This window comes from Zobellia russellii (assembly GCF_018728565.1).
GTDB lineage: Bacteria > Bacteroidota > Bacteroidia > Flavobacteriales > Flavobacteriaceae > Zobellia > Zobellia russellii.
In genome coordinates this window covers 1-21,973 of record NZ_JACSOI010000013.1, presented here as the reverse complement: position 1 = coordinate 21,973, position 21,973 = coordinate 1, and the positions used below count along the sequence as shown (strand labels likewise).

At 38.5% G+C, this 21,973-nt stretch carries 19 protein-coding genes; 8 read left to right on the top strand and 11 right to left on the bottom strand.

Annotation, left to right across the window (positions count from 1 at the left end):
- The first annotated feature begins 66 nt into the window (after positions 1 to 66).
- Positions 67 to 393 (top strand): hypothetical protein, encoded by a 327-nt coding sequence (locus H9565_RS19685; protein ID WP_215442089.1) that lies wholly within the window; start codon positions 67 to 69, stop codon positions 391 to 393.
- Between the two features lie 9 nt (positions 394 to 402).
- On the opposite strand, the gene H9565_RS19680 is transcribed toward H9565_RS19685, so the two are convergent.
- The 3 genes from H9565_RS19680 to H9565_RS19670 form a co-directional block, all read right to left on the bottom strand.
- Entirely contained in the window at positions 403 to 921 is a 519-nt protein-coding gene (locus tag H9565_RS19680) for a DinB family protein (RefSeq protein ID WP_215442088.1), read from the bottom strand.
- A 70-nt stretch (positions 922 to 991) separates the two neighbouring features.
- On the bottom strand, positions 992 to 1,471 hold the full coding sequence (locus H9565_RS19675) for an Lrp/AsnC family transcriptional regulator (protein ID WP_013995861.1): 480 nt from the start codon (positions 1,469 to 1,471) through the stop codon (positions 992 to 994).
- Between the two features lie 115 nt (positions 1,472 to 1,586).
- The gene (locus H9565_RS19670) at positions 1,587 to 2,696 is read right to left on the bottom strand and encodes a M14 family metallopeptidase (protein WP_215442087.1); all 1,110 of its coding nucleotides are present in this window, start codon (positions 2,694 to 2,696) and stop codon (positions 1,587 to 1,589) included.
- A gap of 290 nt (positions 2,697 to 2,986) precedes the next feature.
- On the opposite strand from H9565_RS19670, the gene H9565_RS19665 reads away from it, so the two are divergent.
- Positions 2,987 to 3,370, top strand: a complete 384-nt coding sequence (locus tag H9565_RS19665; RefSeq protein ID WP_215442086.1) for a helix-turn-helix domain-containing protein — start codon at positions 2,987 to 2,989, stop codon at positions 3,368 to 3,370.
- A 25-nt stretch (positions 3,371 to 3,395) separates the two neighbouring features.
- Positions 3,396 to 3,773 carry a DNA topoisomerase IV gene (locus tag H9565_RS19660; protein ID WP_215442085.1) on the top strand — a complete coding sequence of 126 codons (378 nt, stop codon included), beginning with the start codon at positions 3,396 to 3,398 and terminating at the stop codon, positions 3,771 to 3,773.
- A 236-nt stretch (positions 3,774 to 4,009) separates the two neighbouring features.
- Here H9565_RS19660 and H9565_RS19655 read toward each other — a convergent pair whose 3' ends face one another.
- The 4 genes from H9565_RS19655 to H9565_RS19640 form a co-directional block, all read right to left on the bottom strand.
- Positions 4,010 to 4,966 carry a sterol desaturase family protein gene (locus H9565_RS19655; protein WP_215442084.1) on the bottom strand — a complete coding sequence of 319 codons (957 nt, stop codon included), beginning with the start codon at positions 4,964 to 4,966 and terminating at the stop codon, positions 4,010 to 4,012.
- Positions 4,967 to 5,077: 111 nt separating this feature from the next.
- The gene (gene mscL / locus H9565_RS19650; RefSeq protein WP_215442083.1) at positions 5,078 to 5,509 is read right to left on the bottom strand and encodes a large conductance mechanosensitive channel protein MscL; all 432 of its coding nucleotides are present in this window, start codon (positions 5,507 to 5,509) and stop codon (positions 5,078 to 5,080) included.
- 14 nt (positions 5,510 to 5,523) lie between these two features.
- Positions 5,524 to 8,256, bottom strand: coding sequence for a DNA gyrase/topoisomerase IV subunit A (locus H9565_RS19645; RefSeq protein ID WP_215442082.1), 2,733 nt, complete (start codon positions 8,254 to 8,256; stop codon positions 5,524 to 5,526).
- A 25-nt stretch (positions 8,257 to 8,281) separates the two neighbouring features.
- A complete protein-coding gene (locus H9565_RS19640; RefSeq protein ID WP_215442081.1) occupies positions 8,282 to 10,144 on the bottom strand; it encodes a DNA topoisomerase IV subunit B in 1,863 nt (620 codons plus the stop codon).
- A gap of 260 nt (positions 10,145 to 10,404) precedes the next feature.
- On the opposite strand from H9565_RS19640, the gene H9565_RS19635 reads away from it, so the two are divergent.
- The 4 genes from H9565_RS19635 (at position 10,405) to H9565_RS19620 (ending at position 14,740) form a co-directional block, all read left to right on the top strand.
- Positions 10,405 to 11,679: an amidohydrolase gene (locus tag H9565_RS19635; RefSeq protein ID WP_215442080.1), complete on the top strand. Its 1,275-nt coding sequence runs from the start codon at positions 10,405 to 10,407 to the stop codon at positions 11,677 to 11,679.
- Between the two features lie 53 nt (positions 11,680 to 11,732).
- Positions 11,733 to 13,307 (top strand): FMN-binding glutamate synthase family protein, encoded by a 1,575-nt coding sequence (locus H9565_RS19630; RefSeq protein WP_215442079.1) that lies wholly within the window; start codon positions 11,733 to 11,735, stop codon positions 13,305 to 13,307.
- Between the two features lie 66 nt (positions 13,308 to 13,373).
- Positions 13,374 to 14,144, top strand: a complete 771-nt coding sequence (locus H9565_RS19625; RefSeq protein WP_215442078.1) for a hypothetical protein — start codon at positions 13,374 to 13,376, stop codon at positions 14,142 to 14,144.
- Between the two features lie 74 nt (positions 14,145 to 14,218).
- Complete coding sequence (locus H9565_RS19620) at positions 14,219 to 14,740, top strand: DUF7935 family protein (RefSeq protein WP_215442077.1); 522 nt, start codon at positions 14,219 to 14,221, stop codon at positions 14,738 to 14,740.
- A gap of 62 nt (positions 14,741 to 14,802) precedes the next feature.
- Here the strand turns inward: H9565_RS19620 and H9565_RS19615 are convergent, their stop codons facing one another.
- Positions 14,803 to 15,723 carry a patatin-like phospholipase family protein gene (locus tag H9565_RS19615; protein ID WP_215442076.1) on the bottom strand — a complete coding sequence of 307 codons (921 nt, stop codon included), beginning with the start codon at positions 15,721 to 15,723 and terminating at the stop codon, positions 14,803 to 14,805.
- Positions 15,723 to 17,786, bottom strand: a complete 2,064-nt coding sequence (locus H9565_RS19610; RefSeq protein WP_215442075.1) for a M1 family metallopeptidase — start codon at positions 17,784 to 17,786, stop codon at positions 15,723 to 15,725. Before H9565_RS19610 ends, H9565_RS19615 begins: the two co-directional genes overlap by 1 nt.
- Before the next feature lie 78 nt (positions 17,787 to 17,864).
- On the opposite strand from H9565_RS19610, the gene recG reads away from it, so the two are divergent.
- The gene (recG, locus tag H9565_RS19605; RefSeq protein WP_215442074.1) at positions 17,865 to 19,970 is read left to right on the top strand and encodes an ATP-dependent DNA helicase RecG; all 2,106 of its coding nucleotides are present in this window, start codon (positions 17,865 to 17,867) and stop codon (positions 19,968 to 19,970) included.
- 71 nt (positions 19,971 to 20,041) lie between these two features.
- Here recG and H9565_RS19600 read toward each other — a convergent pair whose 3' ends face one another.
- Both H9565_RS19600 and H9565_RS19595 read right to left on the bottom strand, forming a co-directional pair.
- Positions 20,042 to 20,512 carry a hypothetical protein gene (locus H9565_RS19600; protein WP_215442073.1) on the bottom strand — a complete coding sequence of 157 codons (471 nt, stop codon included), beginning with the start codon at positions 20,510 to 20,512 and terminating at the stop codon, positions 20,042 to 20,044.
- A gap of 783 nt (positions 20,513 to 21,295) precedes the next feature.
- Positions 21,296 to 21,973, bottom strand: a 678-nt coding sequence (locus H9565_RS19595) for a DUF5011 domain-containing protein (protein ID WP_215442072.1), incomplete at its 5' end; no start/stop codon positions are given.

Genomic DNA, 21,973 nt, shown 5'->3' with positions numbered 1-21,973 from the left:
TTAGGTTAAGATTTATAACCCAAATCAAAAACCTCCTGAAATAAATCAGGATAAAACCAACCTACTATGTTACGAAAATTAGTTGACTACAAGAAGTTAGACCACGAACTCGCCTCATTGCTAATAGAAACCTACTCAGACGGTTATGGCGATGATGACATTATTATCTTCAAAAACCTTAAAGGCGAAACAATTGAAGCTGTAGAATTAAGAACCAATGACACTATCTATTTGGTCAAAATAAGCAAGAGCTTGTCTAATTTTATAGCAAATTTTGAAGAAAACATGGAAAAGGAACTAGATACGGATTCCCAGCCCATTTTAGAAGAAGCAGGAAACCTGGATTACGAATCCGACAACGAAACGGAATTTGAATCAGAGGACCAAGATTAACCTCTATTTTTACAAAAGATAACGCTCCCGTAAAATATTACGGTGGTGCTTTTGGTGCCCACAAATAACAAAACCTAACACAGCCACATTCCATGGCAGGTTACTAGCTACACCTGTTTTTTGTAGCGTTTCCGGAGCAAAGCTTTTGTAGAGGGTAATAGTGGATTTTCTCACCGCTATATATTCTTCTATAAGACTATTCTTTGAACGCACTTCCGCATTGGAATTTGACGCATAAGTGTTTTCATCAAAACCTGGAAGGGCCTTTTCATCCCCTCTTGAAAACCGCAAGGCGCGATACTGAAAAACTCGTTCCGAGTCTATAATATGTAATAACACTTGAGCAACCGTCCACTTATTTACCTCATATGCATGAGATAATTTGCTTTCAGAAATACTTTTAATAAAATCAGGAAAGTTCTGAAGTTGCCTCTCCAACATATCCAACAACTCTACCTCCCCCAATACATCAATATAGGTTTTATAAAAAGGAATGGGGTCTGCCAGTTTAAGCTCCGAAGTTTTCATAGGCTATAAAATAAAAATTCCTGAGAAGAATAACCGCCCAGGAATTTAGATTACTGTTTAAAACGGTTCGTTACAATTCGTTAAAAATTGTATGCATTAACCGCTTCTTATCATTAATACTTTCCTCTAGTGAAATCATAGTTTCCGTACGACTGATTCCATCTATATCATCTATTCTAAAAATAATGTTTTTAGCGTGATTGGTATCTTTAGCCCTAATTTTACAGAAAATATTAAATTTTCCAGTGGTAATATGTGCCACGGTAACATTTGGAATCTGCTCCAAACGCTCTAACACAAATTTTGTCTGGTGTGTTTTCTCCAAAAATATACCAACGTAAGCAATAAAGGCGTAACCAAGTTTTACATAGTCTAATGTAAGTGATGACCCTTTTATGATACCTGCCTCTTCCATTTTCTTAACACGAACATGAACTGTTCCTGCCGAAATCAAGAGTTTTTTTGCTATATCTGTAAATGGAGTTCTGGTGTTATCAATTAACATATCCAGAATTTGGTGATCAATTTCGTCTAACTTTACTTTTCCCATTGTGGCTGTGTTTTCGGCAAAAATAAAAAATTAAGAAATAATACGCATTAAAAGTTATGTTTTTTTAACAAAAACGTAAAGATTCAATGATTTTAAAAAATAATGCTCAAAAAAATTAGTCTTTAATCAACTGATAAAAAGACTGTTGCCTTAACTCATCTAAATCTGCCTTATTAAGACAATTGTATGTTTCATGGCCAAAAAAAGCATCAAGATTACCTTTTTTTTCAATTCTAGGCTCAAACTCAATAGTATTCCCTCTTAAAACTTCTTTATAAAGCACCCCGATACCATCACCATTTTCTAATTCTGAATCAAGTTCTTGAGCATTCTCTATTAACACATCAAAATAAAGCTTTCCGTTTTCTGGAATTTTAAAGTAGTCATCTTGCTCATATTCATTAATCGTATCTTGTGCAATGGTAGTTACCGCACTTGTAATGGCTTGAAAAATATAAGCCCTAGTCTGCTCTCTTTCATAATCCTTAGGAAAATGTCCTGATTCAAATAATATGGTAGGTACGTTTAACATCTGAAAACTATCCCCAACACAATTCGCATTAAATCCATCATCATACCTCCCCACCTGGTTCGGAATCATTTTTTGCAAAACCGTATTCATAGCAACAATCAATTGCATACTAATTCCCCGCGTTTTTGAGATACTTCTTTCAGGATTATGAGCGGGAGCCAAAAATGATACGGTAGCCGGTTTAGAGGTTTCTCCAACATTAAATATGGTACGTTGATCATGAAGGTTAAAACAATAATCCGGTTTAAACTCATCAAAAACATTTCTCAATATCACACTTTCCGGCTGGGTCCTGTCTTGGGCATCCCTATTCAAATCAATCTCATTTGCATTTACCCGAGTATAGACTGCAGCACCATCGGGGTTCAACATTGGAATAATTAAGAGTGTACATTTTTCCAAAATCTCCTGAGCCAAAACCGACTTTCCGTTTAGGAAATTAACGAAATCCAAAACGGCTTTTGTGGTTGTAGATTCGTTTCCGTGCATTTGCGACCACATAAATATTTTTACAGAACCGTTCCCAAGTTGAAGACTTTTTATCTTACGTTTTTGAACGGACTCACCAATTGTTTTCACTAACAAATTCTCCCTGTTCTTTTCCAAGAACTCTAGAATTTGCTCGTTAATCACATATCGCCCACTAACGGATTTTTCCTTTACAGAACTATATTCATCTTTTAAAATGCTCATTTGACATCTAAATTTGGATACAAAAATAACTCCTTAATAATTTACAATTGTAATCTTAAAAATACACATTTGTAAACATTATATTTAAAGTATTCCTAGCTGAAGTACACAAATGTAACCTGGAAATATACTTAAAATCAACATGCTCCTGGATATAGCATTAAAATATTATTAATCAGCTGTTTAAATGTATTCATGTAAACAAAAAAGTGCATCTTAAGTTATGTTATTTGCTATTTTTAATGTGGTTTTAGCAACTTTTAGCTACTTTTACAGCAATATATATTACAATGGTAAACACTTCTGATTTTATTGGGCGTCTTGAGCATCTTTTGAAGTATTACGGACTTTCCGCATCTAGTTTTGCCGATAAAATTAACGTACAACGCTCTAGCATTTCCCATCTGTTATCCGGCAGAAACAAACCGAGTTTAGATTTTGTACTTAAGGTGGTGAATGTTTTTCCGGATGTAAACTTATATTGGCTACTGAATGGAAAAGGAACTTTTCCAACGGATGCAGAAAACTCCCCTGCCAAAACCAAAGCACAGCCAAAAACAAATCCGACACCTAATACTTTACCCCTAAAACCAACAGGCAACCCCAAAAAGACTATTGAAAAAATTGTTATTTTTTATTCGGATGGAAGTTTTGAAGCCTATAACAATGAATAGACTTTAATTCTTTATTTTTGTTGGGATGATACAGAAACTATTCCCCGCACTTTTAATCCTTATCCTTACAGCCTCTTGCTACAATCCGGAAAGAAATTGCTCTGATTTTAAGGACGGCAAATACGCCTTTACAACCACTATAGATGGAGAGGAAAAGACAACCATTTTTCTTCGCAACGGTGATTTAGAGATTGATTACTTTGAAGGCAAGGCGGATTCAGCATCCGTTAGATGGATAAACGATTGCGAATACATTGTAAAGAAAATCAATCCAAAGAACAAGTCCGAAGAGCAATCCGTTCACATGAAGATATTATCCACTACGGATGACTCGTATACATTTGAATTTAACATTGTAGGAGACAGCAAGCGCTCCAGAGGCACCGCCACAAGGACAGAGTAACACAATTTTATTCTTTACGCAGAGACAGGCAAAAAGAGTGTTTTACCAAAATACACTTCACCTCTAAAGGAAAAGCTATAAAGACAGTCGATTTAAAGCCTTTTCCGAGCGGGAATCATTATTCTGAACACAAAGTCTTGCAGGGTGAATTTTACCGTCATAATCGAAGTCCTAGCAGCAAAACCATAAAAAAAGCCGACATTTTAAGGTCGGCTTTTTAATTATTCTGAATGATTTTAGTTAGGTCTACTATAAGCAACCTCTGGACTCTTCTTCTGGTGTTGTTTAAACAGTCGCTGTTGTTGTTTAACTGTAAGGGTGCTACCATCCGGGCTCCAACCAGGAGGACCAAAAATATACATAAGTTTGTGCGAAAATTTCTTAGCCTTCTTTACATCTGCCCAAATATCCTTAAACTCATGAGTTAAAATCACAAGAGGGTTATATGATTTTGGAGCGTGAATTACTCCAAATTTAACCTCCACATCATCGTCCAACTCTTTCCAAGTCCCGAACATCTTATCAAAAATATTCAAAAACCCTCCGTGGTTCTTATCCAAATACTCTACATTCTGAGAATGGTGCACTTGGTGCATGGTGTGTGTATTGAAAATCTTTTCTACCCATCCCATTTTAGGAACATATTGCGAATGCAATTGAAACTGCCAAAAAGATTCTATGGCCAAAGCAAAAATTACAACTTCCACCGGAAAACCAATTGCAGGCATCCACATATAAAAGAAAGGCTTGTACAAAAGCGTAAACCAACCATTACGAATGGCCGTACCTAGATTAAAGTGGTCCGAGGAATGGTGCACAATATGCGCGGCCCACAAAATTCTTATCTCATGATTTGCCCTGTGGAACCAGTAATACGTAAAATCATCGGCCAATTGACAAAGTAAAAACACGTACCACGCATAACCAAAAGACTCATATCCCATAATATTGGTACGAACACCATCTACTATAGGGTTAAAAAACTCGTAAGTGTATGTAAAGACGGTTATAAGCACCGTAATCTTAATAAGGGGACCTAAAATTGCCGAACCAATACCCATTGCTCCACTAGCCATAAAATCTTTCCACACATAAAGATCTTTGTCTCCATGGGTGTGACTGTAAGTGATTTCCAGCAATATAAACGCTATGAAGCAGGGTACTCCATAAATTAGGGGGTTCGTTAAATCCATTTTAAAACAATTTTTTTGCAAAGATAGCATTAATAAGACCTAATCGACATTCTGATTATTTTTTAAAGCTATGACGGTATAGTGAATACATATGCAGTGGTTAAAATCCTATTACTTTTTCTTATTTTGAAGCAAAGCGTTCTGCTCTTGCATAAGCTTTTCCAAACTAGCTAGTAACTGTATATTTTTAGGGGTTTCAACTTCTTTGTTTTCAGGGTCTTCCGCCTTTGACTTAAACCTATGAAACCCTTTTATTACAACAAATATGGTAAGCGCTATTATCAAAAAATCTATTAGAACCTCTAGCATTTCCCCGTAACCCACAGCAACTTCCTGCGCTTCTCCAACAGCCTCCCTAAGAATATATTTTTTATCCCTGAGGTTAACATCATCCGTCAAAAGAGATAAAGGAGGCATGATAATCTTTTTGACCAACGTATTAATAACATTGTTAAACGCGGTACCAATAATAATCCCGACAGCCATGTCAATCATATTACCTTTTATTGCAAAATTTTTAAATTCCTGTATAAAGTTTCCCATACTAGACAATTACTTTATTCAAACAAAGAAGTTTGGACTTCATCCCCGTCATCACCTTTATTAGGCTTTCCGGACTCAGTTCCATTAGAACTAGGTGTTTTAGGTACATTTTGCTCATCAACAACCTCAATATCTTCAGTTTTTTGAGGCTCCGGCTCTTCATAAGGCAAAGGCTCTAGCATATTGATTTCAAGTACTTTTTCCTTTGTCAGCTGGTTGCCCATGGCACCTATCCCCTTTACGGAAATAAACTCCTCTAGACTTAGCTCCCAATTATCCTTCCGATCCTGACCCCGTTTTTTAGCAAAAACCACTTCAATCATTGGCCTGTGGTCCGTGCTAATGATTTCAATTTGAGATTTAGGATGGTCCGTAAGCACATTCTCCTCTTTATCAGGATTCTCGATCAGAAAACGTTTTACATAATACAATTCCTTCTCTCCTTCCCAATACACTACGGAAAGCGGCTTTTTAGGAATCCATTTTTCAAGAACAACTACATCTTCATCAAAATGAAGGGTAAGCTCCGGAATAACAGTTTTTACAAGTCCGCTCTGATTTACTATCAATAAACGGTCTTCACTTGTGAATTCACCTAAAAACTCACCTCTGTCATCCATGTTTAAACGCTGTACGGTTTCATCAAACCACAACTTCCTCGGTTTTAAGGTAGACAACCCTTTTTCTTTTAATTCAATACGTTTTACCGAATACTTGGTGACAATATTACCTTTGGAAGCACGGCCCTTGATCATGATATTTGCAAAATCAATATCCCATTTCAGCTTTTTAATACTTCCTACGTGCCTAAGATTAACAGTTACCACTTCTGCTTCGCCATTTGGGTTTCCTGAGAAGTAATGCACAAAAGTACCCGCCTTACCGCTACCCATTTCATAATGCTTATCTCTCGTAATACTGGTAACGTTAAAGCGCTTAATATAGGTTGCGCCACCTTTGCCGTCTCTATAAATCATATTATAAACGGTACGCTTATCTTTTTTCTTAAAGACCGCCACATAAATAATACCCTTCCCCACAAAAGTCTTGGAATCTACCTTAAAGACCATCATCTTACCATCTTGGGTAAAGGCGATTATATCATCAATATCACTACAGTCCGTTACATATTCGTCCCGCTTTAAAGAAGTTCCAACAAAACCCTCCTCGCGATTTACATACAACTTTGTGTTGCGCATAACTACCTTGGTAGCCTCAATATCATCAAATAATCTAATCTCTGATTTACGCTCGCGACCCTTGCCATACGTATCTTTTAATCGCTGAAAATACGCAATGGCATAATCTACCAAATGCGCTAGGTGATGCTTCACCTCTGCAATTCTTTCTTCCAGATTATCAAGATGTTGCTGTGCCTTATCTAAATCAAATTTTGAAATTCTTTTTATCCTTATTTCCGTAAGCCTGGTTATATCTTCCTCTGTGACGGCCCGTCTTAAATGCTTAGTAAAAGGAGCTAAACCTTTATCGATTGCAGCAATTACTCCTTCCCAAGTTTCCTCTTCCTCAATATCCCGATAGATTCTATTTTCAATAAAGATTCTCTCTAACGACGCAAAATGCCATTGCTCCTCAAGCTCCGCCAACTGTATTTCAAGTTCCTGTCGCAATAACTCAACCGTAGCATCCGTAGATCGGCGTAACATTTCCACCACACCAATAAAGAGCGGTTTGTTGTCTTCAATAATGCAGCCCAATGGCGAAATAGAAGATTCACAAGCCGTAAATGCATAAAGGGCGTCTATGGTTTTGTCCGGGGAAATACCAGTTGGCAGATGCACTAAAATCTCGACCTCGGCAGCCGTATTATCCTCAATTTTCTTGACTTTAATTTTCCCTTTATCGTTCGCCTTAAGGATAGAATCTATTAAAGAAGAAGTATTAGTCCCATAAGGTATCTCACTTATAATCAGTGTAGATTTAGAATGTTGAGCTATTCGCGCGCGCACTCTTATCTTCCCGCCACGAAGACCTTCATTATAATTAGAAACATCGATAATTCCCCCAGTAGGAAAATCAGGAAACAATTTAAATCGTTGCCCTTTCAGATGCTTAATGGAAGCATCAATAAGCTCAACAAAGTTATGAGGCATAATCTTAGTGGAAAGCCCCACCGCAATACCCTCTGCCCCCTGAGCCAAAAGCAACGGAAATTTAACAGGGAGGTTTACCGGTTCCTTTTTTCGACCATCATACGATTGTTGCCACTCCGTGATTTTAGGGCTAAAAACAACTTCCAGAGCGAATTTTGAAAGACGAGCTTCTATATACCTTGAGGCTGCAGCGCGGTCCCCAGTTAAAATATTCCCCCAGTTACCCTGTGTATCTATCAACAGGTCTTTTTGCCCTATCTGCACCATGGCATCGGCAATACTGGCATCACCGTGAGGGTGATACTGCATGGTGTGCCCAACCACATTGGCCACTTTATTATAGCGGCCATCATCCAAATCCTTAAGGGAATGCATGATACGACGCTGCACCGGTTTAAACCCATCCTCAATAGCAGGGACAGCACGCTCTAGAATAACATAGGACGCATAATCTAAAAACCAGTCTTTGTACATTCCCGTAACACGGGTAAGTGCATCATCAGGACTTTGTTCCTCGCCATTTACCGCCTCGGAACTATTGATTTGTTCTTGCCCATCATTGGCCGTTCCGTTGGATTGGTCTTCGGGTGAATTTTGATTTTCAGCTTCGTTCAGTTCGTCATTTTCCTCCATTCAGAAAAAATCGTATTTCTTTGGTTTATAATTGAGTATCTTCTATAAGGTCAACCTCCACTTTAAGGTTGTTTATAATAAATTCTTGTCGGTCCGGTGTATTCTTGCCCATGTAAAAATTCAACAATTGTTCTATGGACATAGCCTTGTCCAACATAACGGGCTCTAGGCGAATATCATCCCCTATGAAATGCTGAAACTCATCTGGGGAGATTTCCCCCAAACCTTTAAATCGTGTAATTTCCGGCTTGCCCGATAGTTTTTGAATCGCATTTTTTCGTTCTTCCTCGCTATAACAATAAATAGTCTCCTTCTTATTTCGAACACGGAACAGTGGGGTTTGCAAAATATACAAATGGTTCTCTTTTATCAATTCAGGAAAGAACTGCAAGAAGAACGTAATCAACAACAAGCGAATGTGCATACCATCAACATCTGCATCAGTAGCTATTACAATATTATTGTAACGTAGGTCTTCCATAGATTCCTCTATGTTCAAAGCAGCCTGCAACAGGTTGAATTCCTCGTTTTCGTATACGATTTTTTTAGACATCCCATATGAATTCAAAGGCTTCCCACGAAGACTAAACACGGCTTGCGTATTCACATCCCTTGATTTGGTAATGGAACCGGAAGCGGAATCCCCCTCCGTAATAAAAAGAGTACTATCCAATCGCCTATCGTGCTTCATATCGCCCAAATGCACCCGGCAGTCCCTTAGTTTTTTATTATGAAGACTGGCTTTTTTGGCTCGGTCCCGAGCAAGTTTACGAATACCGCTCAATTCTTTCCTCTCCTTTTCGGCCATTACAATCTTACGTTGCAACTTATCGGCAGTTTCAGGGTTCTTATGAAGGTAATTATCCAAATACCTTCCAATAAAGTCATTGATGTACGTCCGCACCGTTGGAAAATCTCCTCCCATTTCGGTAGACCCCAATTTGGTTTTTGTTTGACTTTCAAAAACAGGCTCCATCACCTTAATGGAAATAGCCGAAATAATGGATTTTCTAATATCCGAAGCATCATAACTCTTTCCATAAAAATCACGGACAGTTTTTACCAGAGCCTCACGAAAAGCGGCCTGATGCGTACCTCCTTGGGTAGTGTGCTGACCGTTTACAAAAGAGTGGTACTCCTCACTATACTGTGTTTTACTATGTGTAATGGCTACTTCTATATCATCCCCTTTTAAATGAATGACCGGATACAGGATGTCTTCAGCATTGTTATTGTCCTCCAACAAATCCTTTAATCCGTTTTCTGAATGAAACTTCTCCCCATTAAAAACAATGGTAAGCCCTGGATTAAGATACACGTAGTTTTTGAGCATGCGCTCTACGTACTCATTTCTAAATTTAAACTTTTTAAAAATGGTCTCATCAGGAATAAAGCTAACCTTGGTGCCACGCCTTCTTGTTGTTTCCTCCAGAAGTTCTTCATTCTGAAGCTCACCTGTTTTAAACTCGGCAGATTTGGACTTTCCATCTCTTGTACTTTCTACGCGAAAATAACTGGAAAGAGCATTTACAGCCTTGGTACCAACACCGTTTAGACCAACGGATTTTTTAAACGCACGCGAGTCATACTTACCACCCGTATTCATTTTAGAAACCACATCTACCACCTTACCCAAAGGTATACCACGACCGTAATCACGAACTATAACACGTTCTCCTTGAATGGAAATCTCAACGGTCTTACCCGCTCCCATTACAAATTCATCAATACAGTTATCTATGGTCTCTTTTAGAAGGATATATATACCATCATCAGCAGAAGAACCATCACCCAACTTACCAATATACATACCAGGTCTCAGTCGGATGTGCTCCTTCCAATCAAGTGAACGTATATTATCTTCTGTATAATTGGAATTCTCGGACATAAATCAGGGGTTTGGAACTAAAGTATCGCTAAAGATAAGACGACAATTAAAAAGATGAAACCCCAAACTGTTAAAGTAATTAACAATGATTTTAGCCATTTTGTTGATATATTCGCTAAATAAGTCATATTTCAACCCAAAACAAGGCTAATTTGGTCAAAAAATCGAAAAATCTGTAATCCTTCTGTTTTTTTAAGACCAAAAGCATCCAACGAAATAATTTAAGGGAATCATTTTTACGCCATTTAATACTCCACAGAATGAACAAACTACTACTAGGTCTACTTTTTACAATTGCACCCATTACCTCTTCCCTAGCCCAAAATTTTGAAAAGGAATACGAGGCCATAGAAAGTAAAGTTATAAATTGGAGAAGGGAAATACACCAAAACCCCGAACTCTCTAACCGCGAATTTAAGACGGCGGAAAAAATTGCAAAGCACCTTACTTCCTTAGGTATAGAAGTACAAACCGGAGTAGCCCATACCGGAGTTGTTGGGATTTTAAAAGGAAAAAAGCCTGGAAAGGTTATAGCCTTGCGTGCAGATATTGACGCCCTACCCGTATTTGAACGGAATGATCTACCCTATAAGTCTACCGTTACAACAGATTACAAAGGAGAGAAAGTACCCGTTATGCATGCTTGCGGACACGATACCCACACTGCTATTCTTATGGGGGTTGCAGAAATTCTTTCCAAGCATACCGATAAAATAAAAGGTACCGTAAAATTTATTTTTCAACCTGCGGAAGAAGGCCCACCAGAGGGCGAAGAAGGCGGGGCTCTGCTCATGGTAAAAGAAGGTGTTCTTAATAGCCCCAAGGTAGATGCTATTTTTGGACTTCATATAAATTCCCAAACCCCAGTTGGGGTAATTCGCTATAAATCTGGCGGCACAATGGCGGCTGCCCAAAAATTCACCATCCATGTAAAAGGAAAACAAAGCCATGGTGCAAGACCTTGGTCTGGAGTAGACCCTATTTTAATCAGTGCGAAAATTATTGATGGACTGCAAACCATTATAAGCAGAGAAGCCGAACTCACCAATGAAGCTGCTGTAATCACTGTTGGAAAAATAACCAGTGGCGTACGGTTCAATATCATTCCCGAAAGTGCAGAAATGATTGGTACAATACGCACTTTGGATTATGACATGAAAGCTCTAATCAATACACGTATGCAAGAAATGGTGCCCACTATCGCCAAAGCATATGGAGGCGAAGCCACTATTGAAATCAAAGATGCTACAGATATTACGTATAATGCCCCTGAACTAGTCACACAAATGCTACCTACATTAAACAAAGTAGCGGGAGCGAACAATGTACAAACACAAAAGGCCGTTACAGGAGCTGAAGATTTCTCTTATTTTCAAAAAGAAGTTCCTGGTTTTTTCTTCTTTTTAGGAGGAATGACGCCAGGAACAACGGAGTCATTTCCACATCACACACCGGATTTCGTTATTGACGACAGCGGTTTGTTACTTGGAGTAAAAGTACTAACTGAAATGAGCATAGATTTTCTTGATAAATAACTACTTATTAATTTCTATGTCAATTATTACTTTAAACTGTTTTTAGCTTATATATGGACCAACTTATTTCAATTTTACAAAGTATTTCTTGGTGGGTATGGATTCTTATTTTCCTTTTGATAGTCGCATTAAGAGATATCTTTTTTCAGCGTTCGCATACCATCTCCCACAACTTTCCCATAGTTGGCCATTTACGATACTGGTTGGAGAGCATTGGTCCGGAAATGCGTCAATATTTTGTAGCGAACAACCGTGAAGAACTTCCCTTTAACCGTATTGAAAGAGGGTGGATTTATGCCTCCGCAAAGAAGGAAAATAATTACGAAGGTTTTGGTACGGACCGTGACATCTATGCGCACCAACATATTTTTGTAAAGAATCAAATGATGGCATATAAGGTACCTGATACCCATATAAATGCCACGGATAAAACGTTTCTTCCCTGCGCAAAAGTAATGGGTGCCCATAACGGGCGAAGAAAACCATTTCGTCCTGGTTCCATTATAAACGTTTCGGCCATGAGTTTTGGCTCGTTATCCGCTGCAGCGGTAGAAGCAATGAACAAAGGTGTTGCTAAAGCTGGCGCATACCATAACACAGGTGAAGGCGGACTCTCCAATTACCACAAACAAGGAGGGGATGTTATTTTTCATTTTGGTACAGGTTATTTTGGGGTACGTACTCCAGATGGAAATTTCTCCATGGAAAAAATGAAAAAATTGGTTGACGAGAATCCAACTATAAAAGCAATTGAAATTAAATTGTCCCAAGGAGCCAAACCTGGCAAGGGAGGCGTACTTCCAGGGGCCAAAATAACACCTGAATTGGCCGAAATTAGAGGCGTTGAAGTTGGTAAAGATGTAATATCGCCAGCTACCCATAAGGCTTTTAATACCGTGCCCGAACTTTTAGAATTTATTGAAAGTATTGCTAATGAGACCGGGTTGCCCGTAGGTATAAAGGGAGCCATTGGCAAACTTGAGCAATGGGAGGAATTGGCCGATTTAATGGAAAAAACGGGTAAAGGTCCAGATTTTATTACAGTAGATGGTGGTGAAGGCGGAACAGGAGCCGCCCCTCCGTCTTTTGCAGACCATGTTTCTTTACCGTGGGTCTATGGTTTTTCCAGTCTTTATAAGGTGTTCTTAAAAAGAAGACTAACGGAGCGTATTGTATTTATAGGTAGTGGCAAGTTAGGTTTTCCCGCCAAAGCAGCTATGGCTTTTGCTATGGGGGTTGACTGTATTAATGTTGCCCGAGAAGCTATGATGAGTATTGGCTGTATACAGGCCCAAGTGTGCCACACTAACCGCTGTCCGGCAGGGGTGGCCACTCAAAACAAATGGTTGCAAAAGGGAATTGACATTCCATTAAAATCAGACCGTTTGGCACAATATTTTATGACGTTTAGGAAGGAGTTCCTAGAAATTACACATGCCTCGGGATATGAACACCCCTGTCAATACACTATGGATGATATTCAACTAAATGTTGATGACAACGACCTGAACCGTAGTTTAGCCTCTTCATACGGTTACAACAAGGCCAAGGTGCCTTTTGAGAGTATGCAAAATTTATATGATTGTATCCACTTGGGCGGAAAGCATTGTGAAAACAGCAAAGAATAATATACATTTGTTTATAATAACATAGTATTCCAAATCGAGAAATAAGAATTTTAATCCGAGTTATTTATGAAACACCCCCTACTTACCCTTGCCCTTTTGATTTTTACGTGTCTATCCGTACAAGCCCAAAGAAAAAGCGACCTTTTAGAAGAAATAGCCCAATTAAAAATGCAATTGGATTCTGTGAACGACCAGGTCTTTGATGCGAGAAAAAATGAAAAAGTAGCTGTTGCAAAAGCGGAATCGTTTGAAACCCAAGTAACCGAACTTCAAAACGCCAACAACACGTTAATGAAGAACTTGAATAGTTTTGCCGAGGTTTCCAATAAAAATTCAAACATGGTAACAACTGCCATGGCCAGCTTGGAAGCCAAGGAAAATCAGCTTAAAGCAATAAAAGATGCCATTGCCACTAATGATTCTACCACTATAGTTGTTTTAACCAATGTAAAACAAACCATGGGAGAAAACGCAAAAATAGCGGTCTCGGGTGGTGCCGTAGTAGTATCTTCGGACTTATCTAGCTTATATGGAAGCGATACGGGCACAACTCTTACCGCAGAAGGTGAAGCATGGGTGGAGAAAATTGCGAACATCCTGATTGCAAACCCTAGCACATCGGTTACCATAGAGGGTCTTAGCATGACCGGAGACCTTGAAACTCCCGCAAAACAGAGCATGACTATTGCAGCGGCCCTACAAAACAAGTTTGCTATAGCTTCTGAACGTATGACAGCTCTAGGAAGAGACGGCAACCTTAAAGAAGGGGTTCAAGTCAATATTCATCCTGACTTCAACAAATTCTATTTAATGGTAAGAGAGCAAATGAAGAACTAAAGATTATACGAAAAATCGTATAATTTTTGATAAAATCCTCCGTTCTAGTATCCAAATAACCAAATACCGAAAAAATGTCTGGAGAAGGAATTTTACAAATGTTCGGCTTTTTATTGCCGGCAGTAGTTACAGGGGTCGTTGCCTTTTATTTTTTTAAGTTACACACTAAAAACGAGGATGGTCGTAGACGCTTTCTATTGCACAAAGATTCTCAAAAGAATACCATACCGGTTCGCCTACAGGCCTACGAACGTATGGCACTTTTTCTTGAACGAATAGCAATTCCTAGTCTAGTAGTGAGGGTGGCACCAAAATCTTCGGATAAAAATGCTTACGAAAGTCTTTTGATAAAAAGTGTTGAAAATGAATTTGAGCACAATCTTTCTCAGCAGATTTACATGACCGATGAATGTTGGAACGTTATAAAAGCAGCAAAAAGTGCAACGGTGCAAATGATTCGTAAAGCGGCAATGAGCGAAACCGATTCTGCGGATAAATTAAGGGAAGACATCCTAACGGAAACCATGGAAAAACAATCGCCCTCCGCAACTGCATTATCTTTCATTAAAAAAGAAATAGGTTATCTCTGGGAATAATCCAAAATCATATATTGAAAATATAAGCCCGCTTAAATTAAACTTTATGCGGGTTTTCTTTTTTACAATACTTCTCCTTTTTCCGGCTCTATCTGGTTGAGTTCAGTATTTTTAAACTTGGCAAAATTATAACCACTCTCCCACCAAACGGTCATTTTTTCCTTATCAAAAATCAATGAGTTTGTTGTCAATACCGTAGGTGTGTAGTAAAAGTTGATAATAGCATCATTATGCTTGGCCACGTATTTACCAATTCTTATGTTTTGGTGTTCTATCCTATCAAGCATATATTCAAACATGGTTGTCAACAATGAAAATGCATTTCTAGAGGGAAGGCGGTTTAAGTGGCTTACTTCAGTCTGCAGTACAATAACATCTACCTCTTTTGCCCCTCGTTTTATAGCTTCCTCAATAGGCACCATATTCCCCAGTCCACCATCGGCATATTCACAACCATTCTTGCGCACCAAACTCATAAAGGGTGTGTAGTTACAGGAAATCCATATCCATTCACAAAACTCCTCATAGGTACAATCATTAATACTCTTATACTCTACCTGATTTAAAGATAGGTTGGAAACCGTAGCAATAATTTCTTTTGGCCCGTTCTTTAAATTTTCAAATTCTTCTACTGTTAAAGTGTTTTTTATAAGCTTCAACAGGTTTCTGCTTTCTCCAAAAGTCTTTCGTCCTTTATAAAAATTCTTTAGTACGTTCCAATGGTCTATACCAATGGTATGAACTCCATGTTTCTTTTGAACGGTAAATGGGCAATTGCTAAAAATACTATGTTGGTTTACACTGGTGTAAACTTCTTTGATTTTTTCAACTTTCTGTAGGGCCAAGTGAGAAATAAGCAAACTACCTGTAGATGTACCCAAAAACAGGTCATACTTAAAATGGAGTTCTTCCATAAGGTATTGCGCTACCCCTCCGGCAAAAGCCCCTTTGCTACCACCACCAGATATGACCAATGCCCTCATTATTCGTACAGTTTTTTATTTATATAACGTGATTCCTCTTTATTTAGTTTGCTCAACAATTTCAAGATACGCGTTTTGTAATCGTTGTCCTCTAGGAGTTTGTCCGCTAAATTTCTCGAAAATTTCTTAAACTGCCATGAATGATGTTCCGTAGCCTTTATTAAATTAACCAAAGCTTCATCCGTAAAACCAATTTCCTGTAAATATTGAAAGGCTGTTATCCGCACTTCCCATCCGTACTCCGGAGAAGTGTAAGCGCTTAACTCAGCAAAATAACGGGTTGTATTATGAGCCTCATAATCATTTGTGGCAATAGCTAGTAACAACCATAACAAACGAACATTTTTATTGGGCAATCCTTGAACTCCTTTGGTAGCATCTAAATAGGTCTTTTGGTTTTCCGGAAAGGAAGACCATAGTTTATACAAGGCCATTTCCTGAGTAACATAACTTGGGTCGTTCAATAATGGCTCAAAAACTTCCTTTTGACTCTCTGCTATCTTATTGATGAACTGGATTCCCTTTTGTCTAATTTCTAAATTTGAGTCTTGTGCCAATAAAGGTTCCAAGTGATTATCTACTATTTGCTTTTGAAATTTTTCGATTAACACAACTTTAAACTCCACGGGTAATTCATCACCAAGCCATTTTTTCAAATTAAAATCAGACGCTTTTACCTCATAAAACAATCGAATGGATTCATTTTGACCGATAAGATATGATTTTACATCTTCAACCGGAAAGTCTGTTGAATGCAACCATGTTCCCCTGAAATCATCTAAGTTTTGACCGGAAGCCAGTTCTATCTCCTGAATAAAGTCATCAATGGTTGCATTTTTAAATCGATGTTTGTTCAAATATGTAGATACTCCAGTTTTAAAGGCCTTCTCTCCTACTTTATCTTTTAATAATACTAATGCCCAAGCCCCTTTTTCATAGAAGGTTGCACTACTGGCTTTGGGGTCCACCAGTGCCTGCCCCTGCCCTTCTTCCGATATTTCTTGAAGTTCTTTGGCCGTATTAAAAAGCTTCCAATAAAAATGGTCATCGCCAAAGATTTCCTTTTCAGCTAAATAAGCATAATAGGTAGCAAAACCTTCATGCAACCAATGATGATTTCCATCTTGCTCCGTTACCAAATTACCAAACCATTGGTGTGCCATTTCATGGGCGTTGACATTTACGTAATTCTTATCTATAAATGCTGTGGAGTCAATGACATATCCATCAGAGAATATGGTAGTTCCTGTATTTTCCATCCCTGCATACAGAAAATCCCGTACCGGAATCTGTTTGTAGTTCTGCCACGGATACGGAACACCTATTTCATCCTCCAAAAAATCAAATATTCTTTTCGTATAACGATACGTAGGTTCAACTTTTGTACTGTCCTCCGGATAATAATAATTTTTAATGGATACGCCACTAGAGGATTTCAGTTCCTGTTTACTATAATCACCTATTGCAAAAGCCAAAAGGTAACTGCTCATAGGGTTTTCCATATCAAAATTCCATACTGGGTTTTCATCCTCCTCCAAGGGCCTAATGGTCAATTTACCGTTCGCAATTGCCTCATATGCTTGTGGCGCATGAATGGTAATGTCAAAAGCTACTTTTTCGGTCATATCATCAAAGCTGGGCAACCAATGGCTCGTGTATTTACCCTGGCCTTGGGTCCAAATTTGCTCGTTTTCCTTTATTTCATCATTCCAACCCAAAAAGTATACGGTCTGTTTCGGTTTTGCTATGTAGTCCAGAACAAGCTTGTGCGATGTTCCTTGCTCGAATTTTTTATAAATCGAAATGGTTTTATCCGTTTTACGGTGTTTCACTTTTTTTCCGTTGAGCTCAACCTTGGAAAATATCATATCCTTTGCATCCAAAAAGACCGAATCTACATTTTGTAGTACATTAAACCGATATACTACACCGCCCTTTATTTCTTCTGTAGCAGGAATAGGTTTTATATAAATATTAGCTTGTGTAAAGTCTACTTTATCTTGGTGTTGGGCAAAACCGACAAACAAGGAACAGTAAAAAAAGAGTATAAAAAGGTTTTTCATGAAATGTTACGAACAAATAGTAGACCAAATTTAGCATTTTAGTTTGTCGCAATTGTACCTATCCCCTAATTTAGTCGCATGAACGCTAATTCTCTTCAGACCCCTATCGTATATCTTAAAGGTGTAGGCCCCAATAGGGCAGAAACCTTACAGTCTGAACTGGGCGTACACACCTTTCAAGATTTACTCAATCTTTTCCCGAACCGCTATATCGACAAGACCCACTACTATAAAATAGGACAGCTACAACGTAGCAATGCAGATGTACAAATAGTGGGTAAGATCGTACATATTAAAACCGTAGAGCAAAAGAAAGGCAAGCGTCTGGTTGCCAGTTTTGTTGATGAGACGGGTGAAATGGAACTGGTTTGGTTTAGAGGTCAAAAATGGATCAGGGAAAACATAAAGCTCAATACGCCCTATGTGATTTTTGGTAGATGCAATTGGTTCAATGGCAAATTTTCTATGCCACATCCAGAAATGGAGCTTTTAAAAGACCATGAGCAAGGGTTAAAAGTAACCATGCAACCGGTTTACCCTTCTACGGAAAAATTAAGCAATAAAGGTATTTCCAATAGGGTCATCAGTAAATTGATTCAACAGATATTTATTGAAACCAAAAGCCGATTTTCCGAGACACTATCCGATAAGCTTTTGTACGAACTAAAATTGTTGTCCAAGAGTGAAGCCTTGTTCAATATCCATTTCCCAAAGAATCAAGAGTTGTTGGCCAAGGCGCAATTCCGATTGAAGTTTGAAGAACTATTTTACATTCAAATGCAATTGATTGCAAAGAACATGCTGCACAAGCAAAAAATAAAAGGCTTTAATTTTAATCAGGTAGGAACAATTTTCAATGAGTTTTATAAAAACCATTTACCTTTTGAACTTACCGGGGCACAAAAAAGAGTAATCAAAGAAATACGAAGTGATTTAGGTAGTAACGCCCAAATGAACCGATTGCTGCAGGGTGATGTAGGTTCCGGCAAAACTATAGTTGCAGTCATGGCCATGCTATTGGCAATCGATAATGGCTTTCAAGCTTGTTTGATGGCCCCGACAGAAATTCTGGCCAATCAACACTATACCGGAATTGCTGAACTTTTAAAAGGAACTGGAATTACCTGCTCGCTTTTAACCGGTTCCGTTAAAAAATCGGCTCGGAATCCTATTCATGAGCAGTTAGAAAGCGGAGAGCTCCAAATTTTAATCGGCACACATGCACTTCTTGAGGATAAAGTAAAATTTAAGGATTTAGGCTTGGCCATTGTGGATGAACAACACCGTTTTGGTGTAGCGCAGCGGTCAAAACTTTGGCATAAAAACAATATTCCCCCACATATTTTGGTGATGACCGCAACACCTATTCCCCGTACTTTAGCAATGAGTCTTTATGGCGATTTGGATGTTTCTACTATTGATGAGCTTCCTCCTGGTCGTAAACCTATAAAAACAGTCCATAGATATGACAGTAACCGTTTAAAGGTATTTCAATTTATACGGGACGAAATTAAAAAAGGACGACAAGTTTATATTGTATATCCACTTATTCAAGAATCCGAAGCATTGGATTATAAGGATTTAATGGATGGGTATGAAAGTATTGCGCGTGACTTTCCCATGCCGGAATTTCAAATTTCTATTGTTCATGGTCAAATGAAACCCGCAGATAAGGATTATGAGATGGAACGCTTTGTAAAAGGAGAAACACAAATCATGGTTGCTACTACTGTGATTGAAGTAGGTGTAAATGTTCCAAACGCTTCGGTAATGATTATTGAGAGTGCAGAAAGATTTGGATTGTCGCAATTACATCAACTTCGCGGTCGTGTAGGTAGAGGTGCTGATCAGAGTTTTTGTATTCTAATGACAAGTCACAAACTTTCTACCGAAGCAAAAACCCGACTGCAGACCATGGTACAAACCAATGATGGTTTTGAGATAGCTGAAGTCGATTTAAAACTAAGGGGTCCGGGAGATATTATGGGTACCCAACAAAGTGGTGTACTCAACCTAAAGATAGCAGACATTGTAAAAGACAACGATATTCTCAAGACTGCGCGCTTCCATGCCATGCAACTTTTAAAAAATGACCCCTCGCTTGAAAAACCAGAAAACCTGGTCATAAGACATGCTTATTCTCAACTTGTGAAGTATAAGAATATTTGGAATTATATAAGTTGATTTTATCAAAGAACAAAATTGGAGGAAGATTAACTACCAGATAAATTATGCCCCTACAATTCCAAAAAAAATTATGGGATACCTCCAATTTTTTCTACAATAAAACTTTCAGTCCCTCCTTGATTATTAGTTATAGTAACTCTAGAATCCGAACTACCAAATATTTCTAAATGATCAGAAGAAAAAGTTACGCTCTCACTAGATGGCATGTTAAATTGATAAGAATCATTATCGCTAAAGCCATCTTCCTCTAGTCCGTTCCAACTGGTAGATGCTCCACCACCTCCGCCTGAAACACTAGCCCTTCCTTTGCCAGTTCCGGATGAACTAAGTGTAACTGTAACTCGTGACCCTGCTGGTGCTGTGTATACTCCGGTAGATTCATTATAGGTTATCGATGTTGGAGCTGGCTCAATTGTTATAGTAGCGGTTGCCGTAAAATCATCAGGCGTACCTGTGGCAACTAAATCTTTACCTTCCAACTTATAAAACGTGTTAGCAAAGGGCATTACATCTGCTTTGCGACTTAATATTTGTACCAAAGGGGGGGGGTATGAACCGAAACTTCCTGAAGTGTATTCTTGAGGCCTTCTTGGGCGTCAATATCCAGATTGTCAAATGGGTTATCCAGAACAATAAAATCCCGCTAGCTGCTAAGGATATATTTTAATTATGCTTTTTTTTGCTCCCCACTAGACATTGATTTTAAACTTTGTTAAGTGTCTGATGTAATAACCTTACTATCATGGCGGTTCTCTGTCAATAAAGCGCTCAACGGCCAATTTGGAAATTAGCCCCCCTTTAAATTTTTCAGCTCATAAAAACCTTCGGGAAGTGGCCCTTATAAAAGTGCTGTTATCAGTTTCCTCTTTTTGTGAAGTATTCGCCGTAAAAACGGCCCAATGTTTTGGTGTCATAAAAGAACTCTAAAAATATGTACAATATTGTTATGATATGTTGTTGTTTTCTCTAAATGCATGCCATTGTTTATAGTTACCTTCGCTAACATAGCTTTGGCGGCAGTATTTGGGGTGGTATAGAATAGTTAATTTCGACTTTCTTGCTATAATCAAAAATTTTCTGTACTTATACTGCACTAATTTATTATGGTCCTATAGGAAAACCTCGTAAATATTATTTTAATTATAGTATAGGAGGGCCTTTTTTAACTAAAAAGAATAATAAAATGTATGTTTTTGTAAAATAAAACTACTGTATTATTTTAAACCATTTGATTTTAAATTAGCAAAATAGTATCTGATTCTAACACTGCTAGAATTCGTGAAATTTATAAATACAATTCACAAGATAAAGTTCTAAGTTTTTTATAATTGTTGAGCAATCACCCCTCCGTTGTAATTACCTGGACCGTTTAAAGTTAACGAGTAATTGTATGTGCCGGGAGGAAAACTTTCTGTTAATGTTCGATTTTGACTTTCACCCCCTTGGACAGATACAGTGTAACTGCTACCACTGATTGTGAATGTTATTATTCCACTTTCGGGCCCAAATGAGGTCATCCCAAAGTTAAAAGTCATTGGTCCATTTGAAATTGTAACTGTTCCGCTGACCGACGGCTGTCCATTACTGACATTTTGTGAACCACTAAATGAAGCCTTTGGCGTAACTACAACTGGAGCACTTACGATGACACTACGCGATACGGTAAGTGCAGCATTGCCCGCAGCATCGCTCACGTTATAGGTGACCGTGTAATTCCCAACAACGTCGGTATTTACAGTGCCCGATATTTGGATGTTGGCCGTGATATCGCCATTAACGTTATCATTTGCCGTTGCTCCCTGTTCCACATAGTTCTGGCCCACCGTTAAATCCACGTCGCCCCCTATCAAGGTGATTACCGGCGGTGTAGTATCCGGGGCGACGCTTACCTCTACACTACGCTCTACGGTAAGTGCAGCATTGCCCGCAGCATCGCTCACGTTATAGGTGACCGTGTAATTCCCAACAACGTCGGTATTTACAGTGCCCGATATTTGGAT

What these genes read in the sequence shown, in the direction of transcription:
- H9565_RS19620 (WP_215442077.1), top strand. Translation starts at nt 14,219, where the DNA reads ATGTCTGGAGAAGGAATTTTACAAATGTTCGGCTTTTTATTGCCGGCA.
- H9565_RS19615 (WP_215442076.1), bottom strand. Translation starts at nt 15,723, where the DNA reads ATGAGGGCATTGGTCATATCTGGTGGTGGTAGCAAAGGGGCTTTTGCC.
- H9565_RS19655 (WP_215442084.1), bottom strand. Translation starts at nt 4,966, where the DNA reads ATGGATTTAACGAACCCCCTAATTTATGGAGTACCCTGCTTCATAGCG.
- mscL (WP_215442083.1), bottom strand. Translation starts at nt 5,509, where the DNA reads ATGGGAAACTTTATACAGGAATTTAAAAATTTTGCAATAAAAGGTAAT.
- H9565_RS19625 (WP_215442078.1), top strand. Translation starts at nt 13,374, where the DNA reads ATGAAACACCCCCTACTTACCCTTGCCCTTTTGATTTTTACGTGTCTA.
- H9565_RS19630 (WP_215442079.1), top strand. Translation starts at nt 11,733, where the DNA reads ATGGACCAACTTATTTCAATTTTACAAAGTATTTCTTGGTGGGTATGG.
- H9565_RS19660 (WP_215442085.1), top strand. Translation starts at nt 3,396, where the DNA reads ATGATACAGAAACTATTCCCCGCACTTTTAATCCTTATCCTTACAGCC.
- H9565_RS19610 (WP_215442075.1), bottom strand. Translation starts at nt 17,786, where the DNA reads ATGAAAAACCTTTTTATACTCTTTTTTTACTGTTCCTTGTTTGTCGGT.
- H9565_RS19635 (WP_215442080.1), top strand. Translation starts at nt 10,405, where the DNA reads ATGAACAAACTACTACTAGGTCTACTTTTTACAATTGCACCCATTACC.
- H9565_RS19685 (WP_215442089.1), top strand. Translation starts at nt 67, where the DNA reads ATGTTACGAAAATTAGTTGACTACAAGAAGTTAGACCACGAACTCGCC.
- H9565_RS19670 (WP_215442087.1), bottom strand. Translation starts at nt 2,696, where the DNA reads ATGAGCATTTTAAAAGATGAATATAGTTCTGTAAAGGAAAAATCCGTT.
- recG (WP_215442074.1), top strand. Translation starts at nt 17,865, where the DNA reads ATGAACGCTAATTCTCTTCAGACCCCTATCGTATATCTTAAAGGTGTA.
- H9565_RS19680 (WP_215442088.1), bottom strand. Translation starts at nt 921, where the DNA reads ATGAAAACTTCGGAGCTTAAACTGGCAGACCCCATTCCTTTTTATAAA.
- H9565_RS19640 (WP_215442081.1), bottom strand. Translation starts at nt 10,144, where the DNA reads ATGTCCGAGAATTCCAATTATACAGAAGATAATATACGTTCACTTGAT.
- H9565_RS19645 (WP_215442082.1), bottom strand. Translation starts at nt 8,256, where the DNA reads ATGGAGGAAAATGACGAACTGAACGAAGCTGAAAATCAAAATTCACCC.
- H9565_RS19675 (WP_013995861.1), bottom strand. Translation starts at nt 1,471, where the DNA reads ATGGGAAAAGTAAAGTTAGACGAAATTGATCACCAAATTCTGGATATG.
- H9565_RS19665 (WP_215442086.1), top strand. Translation starts at nt 2,987, where the DNA reads ATGGTAAACACTTCTGATTTTATTGGGCGTCTTGAGCATCTTTTGAAG.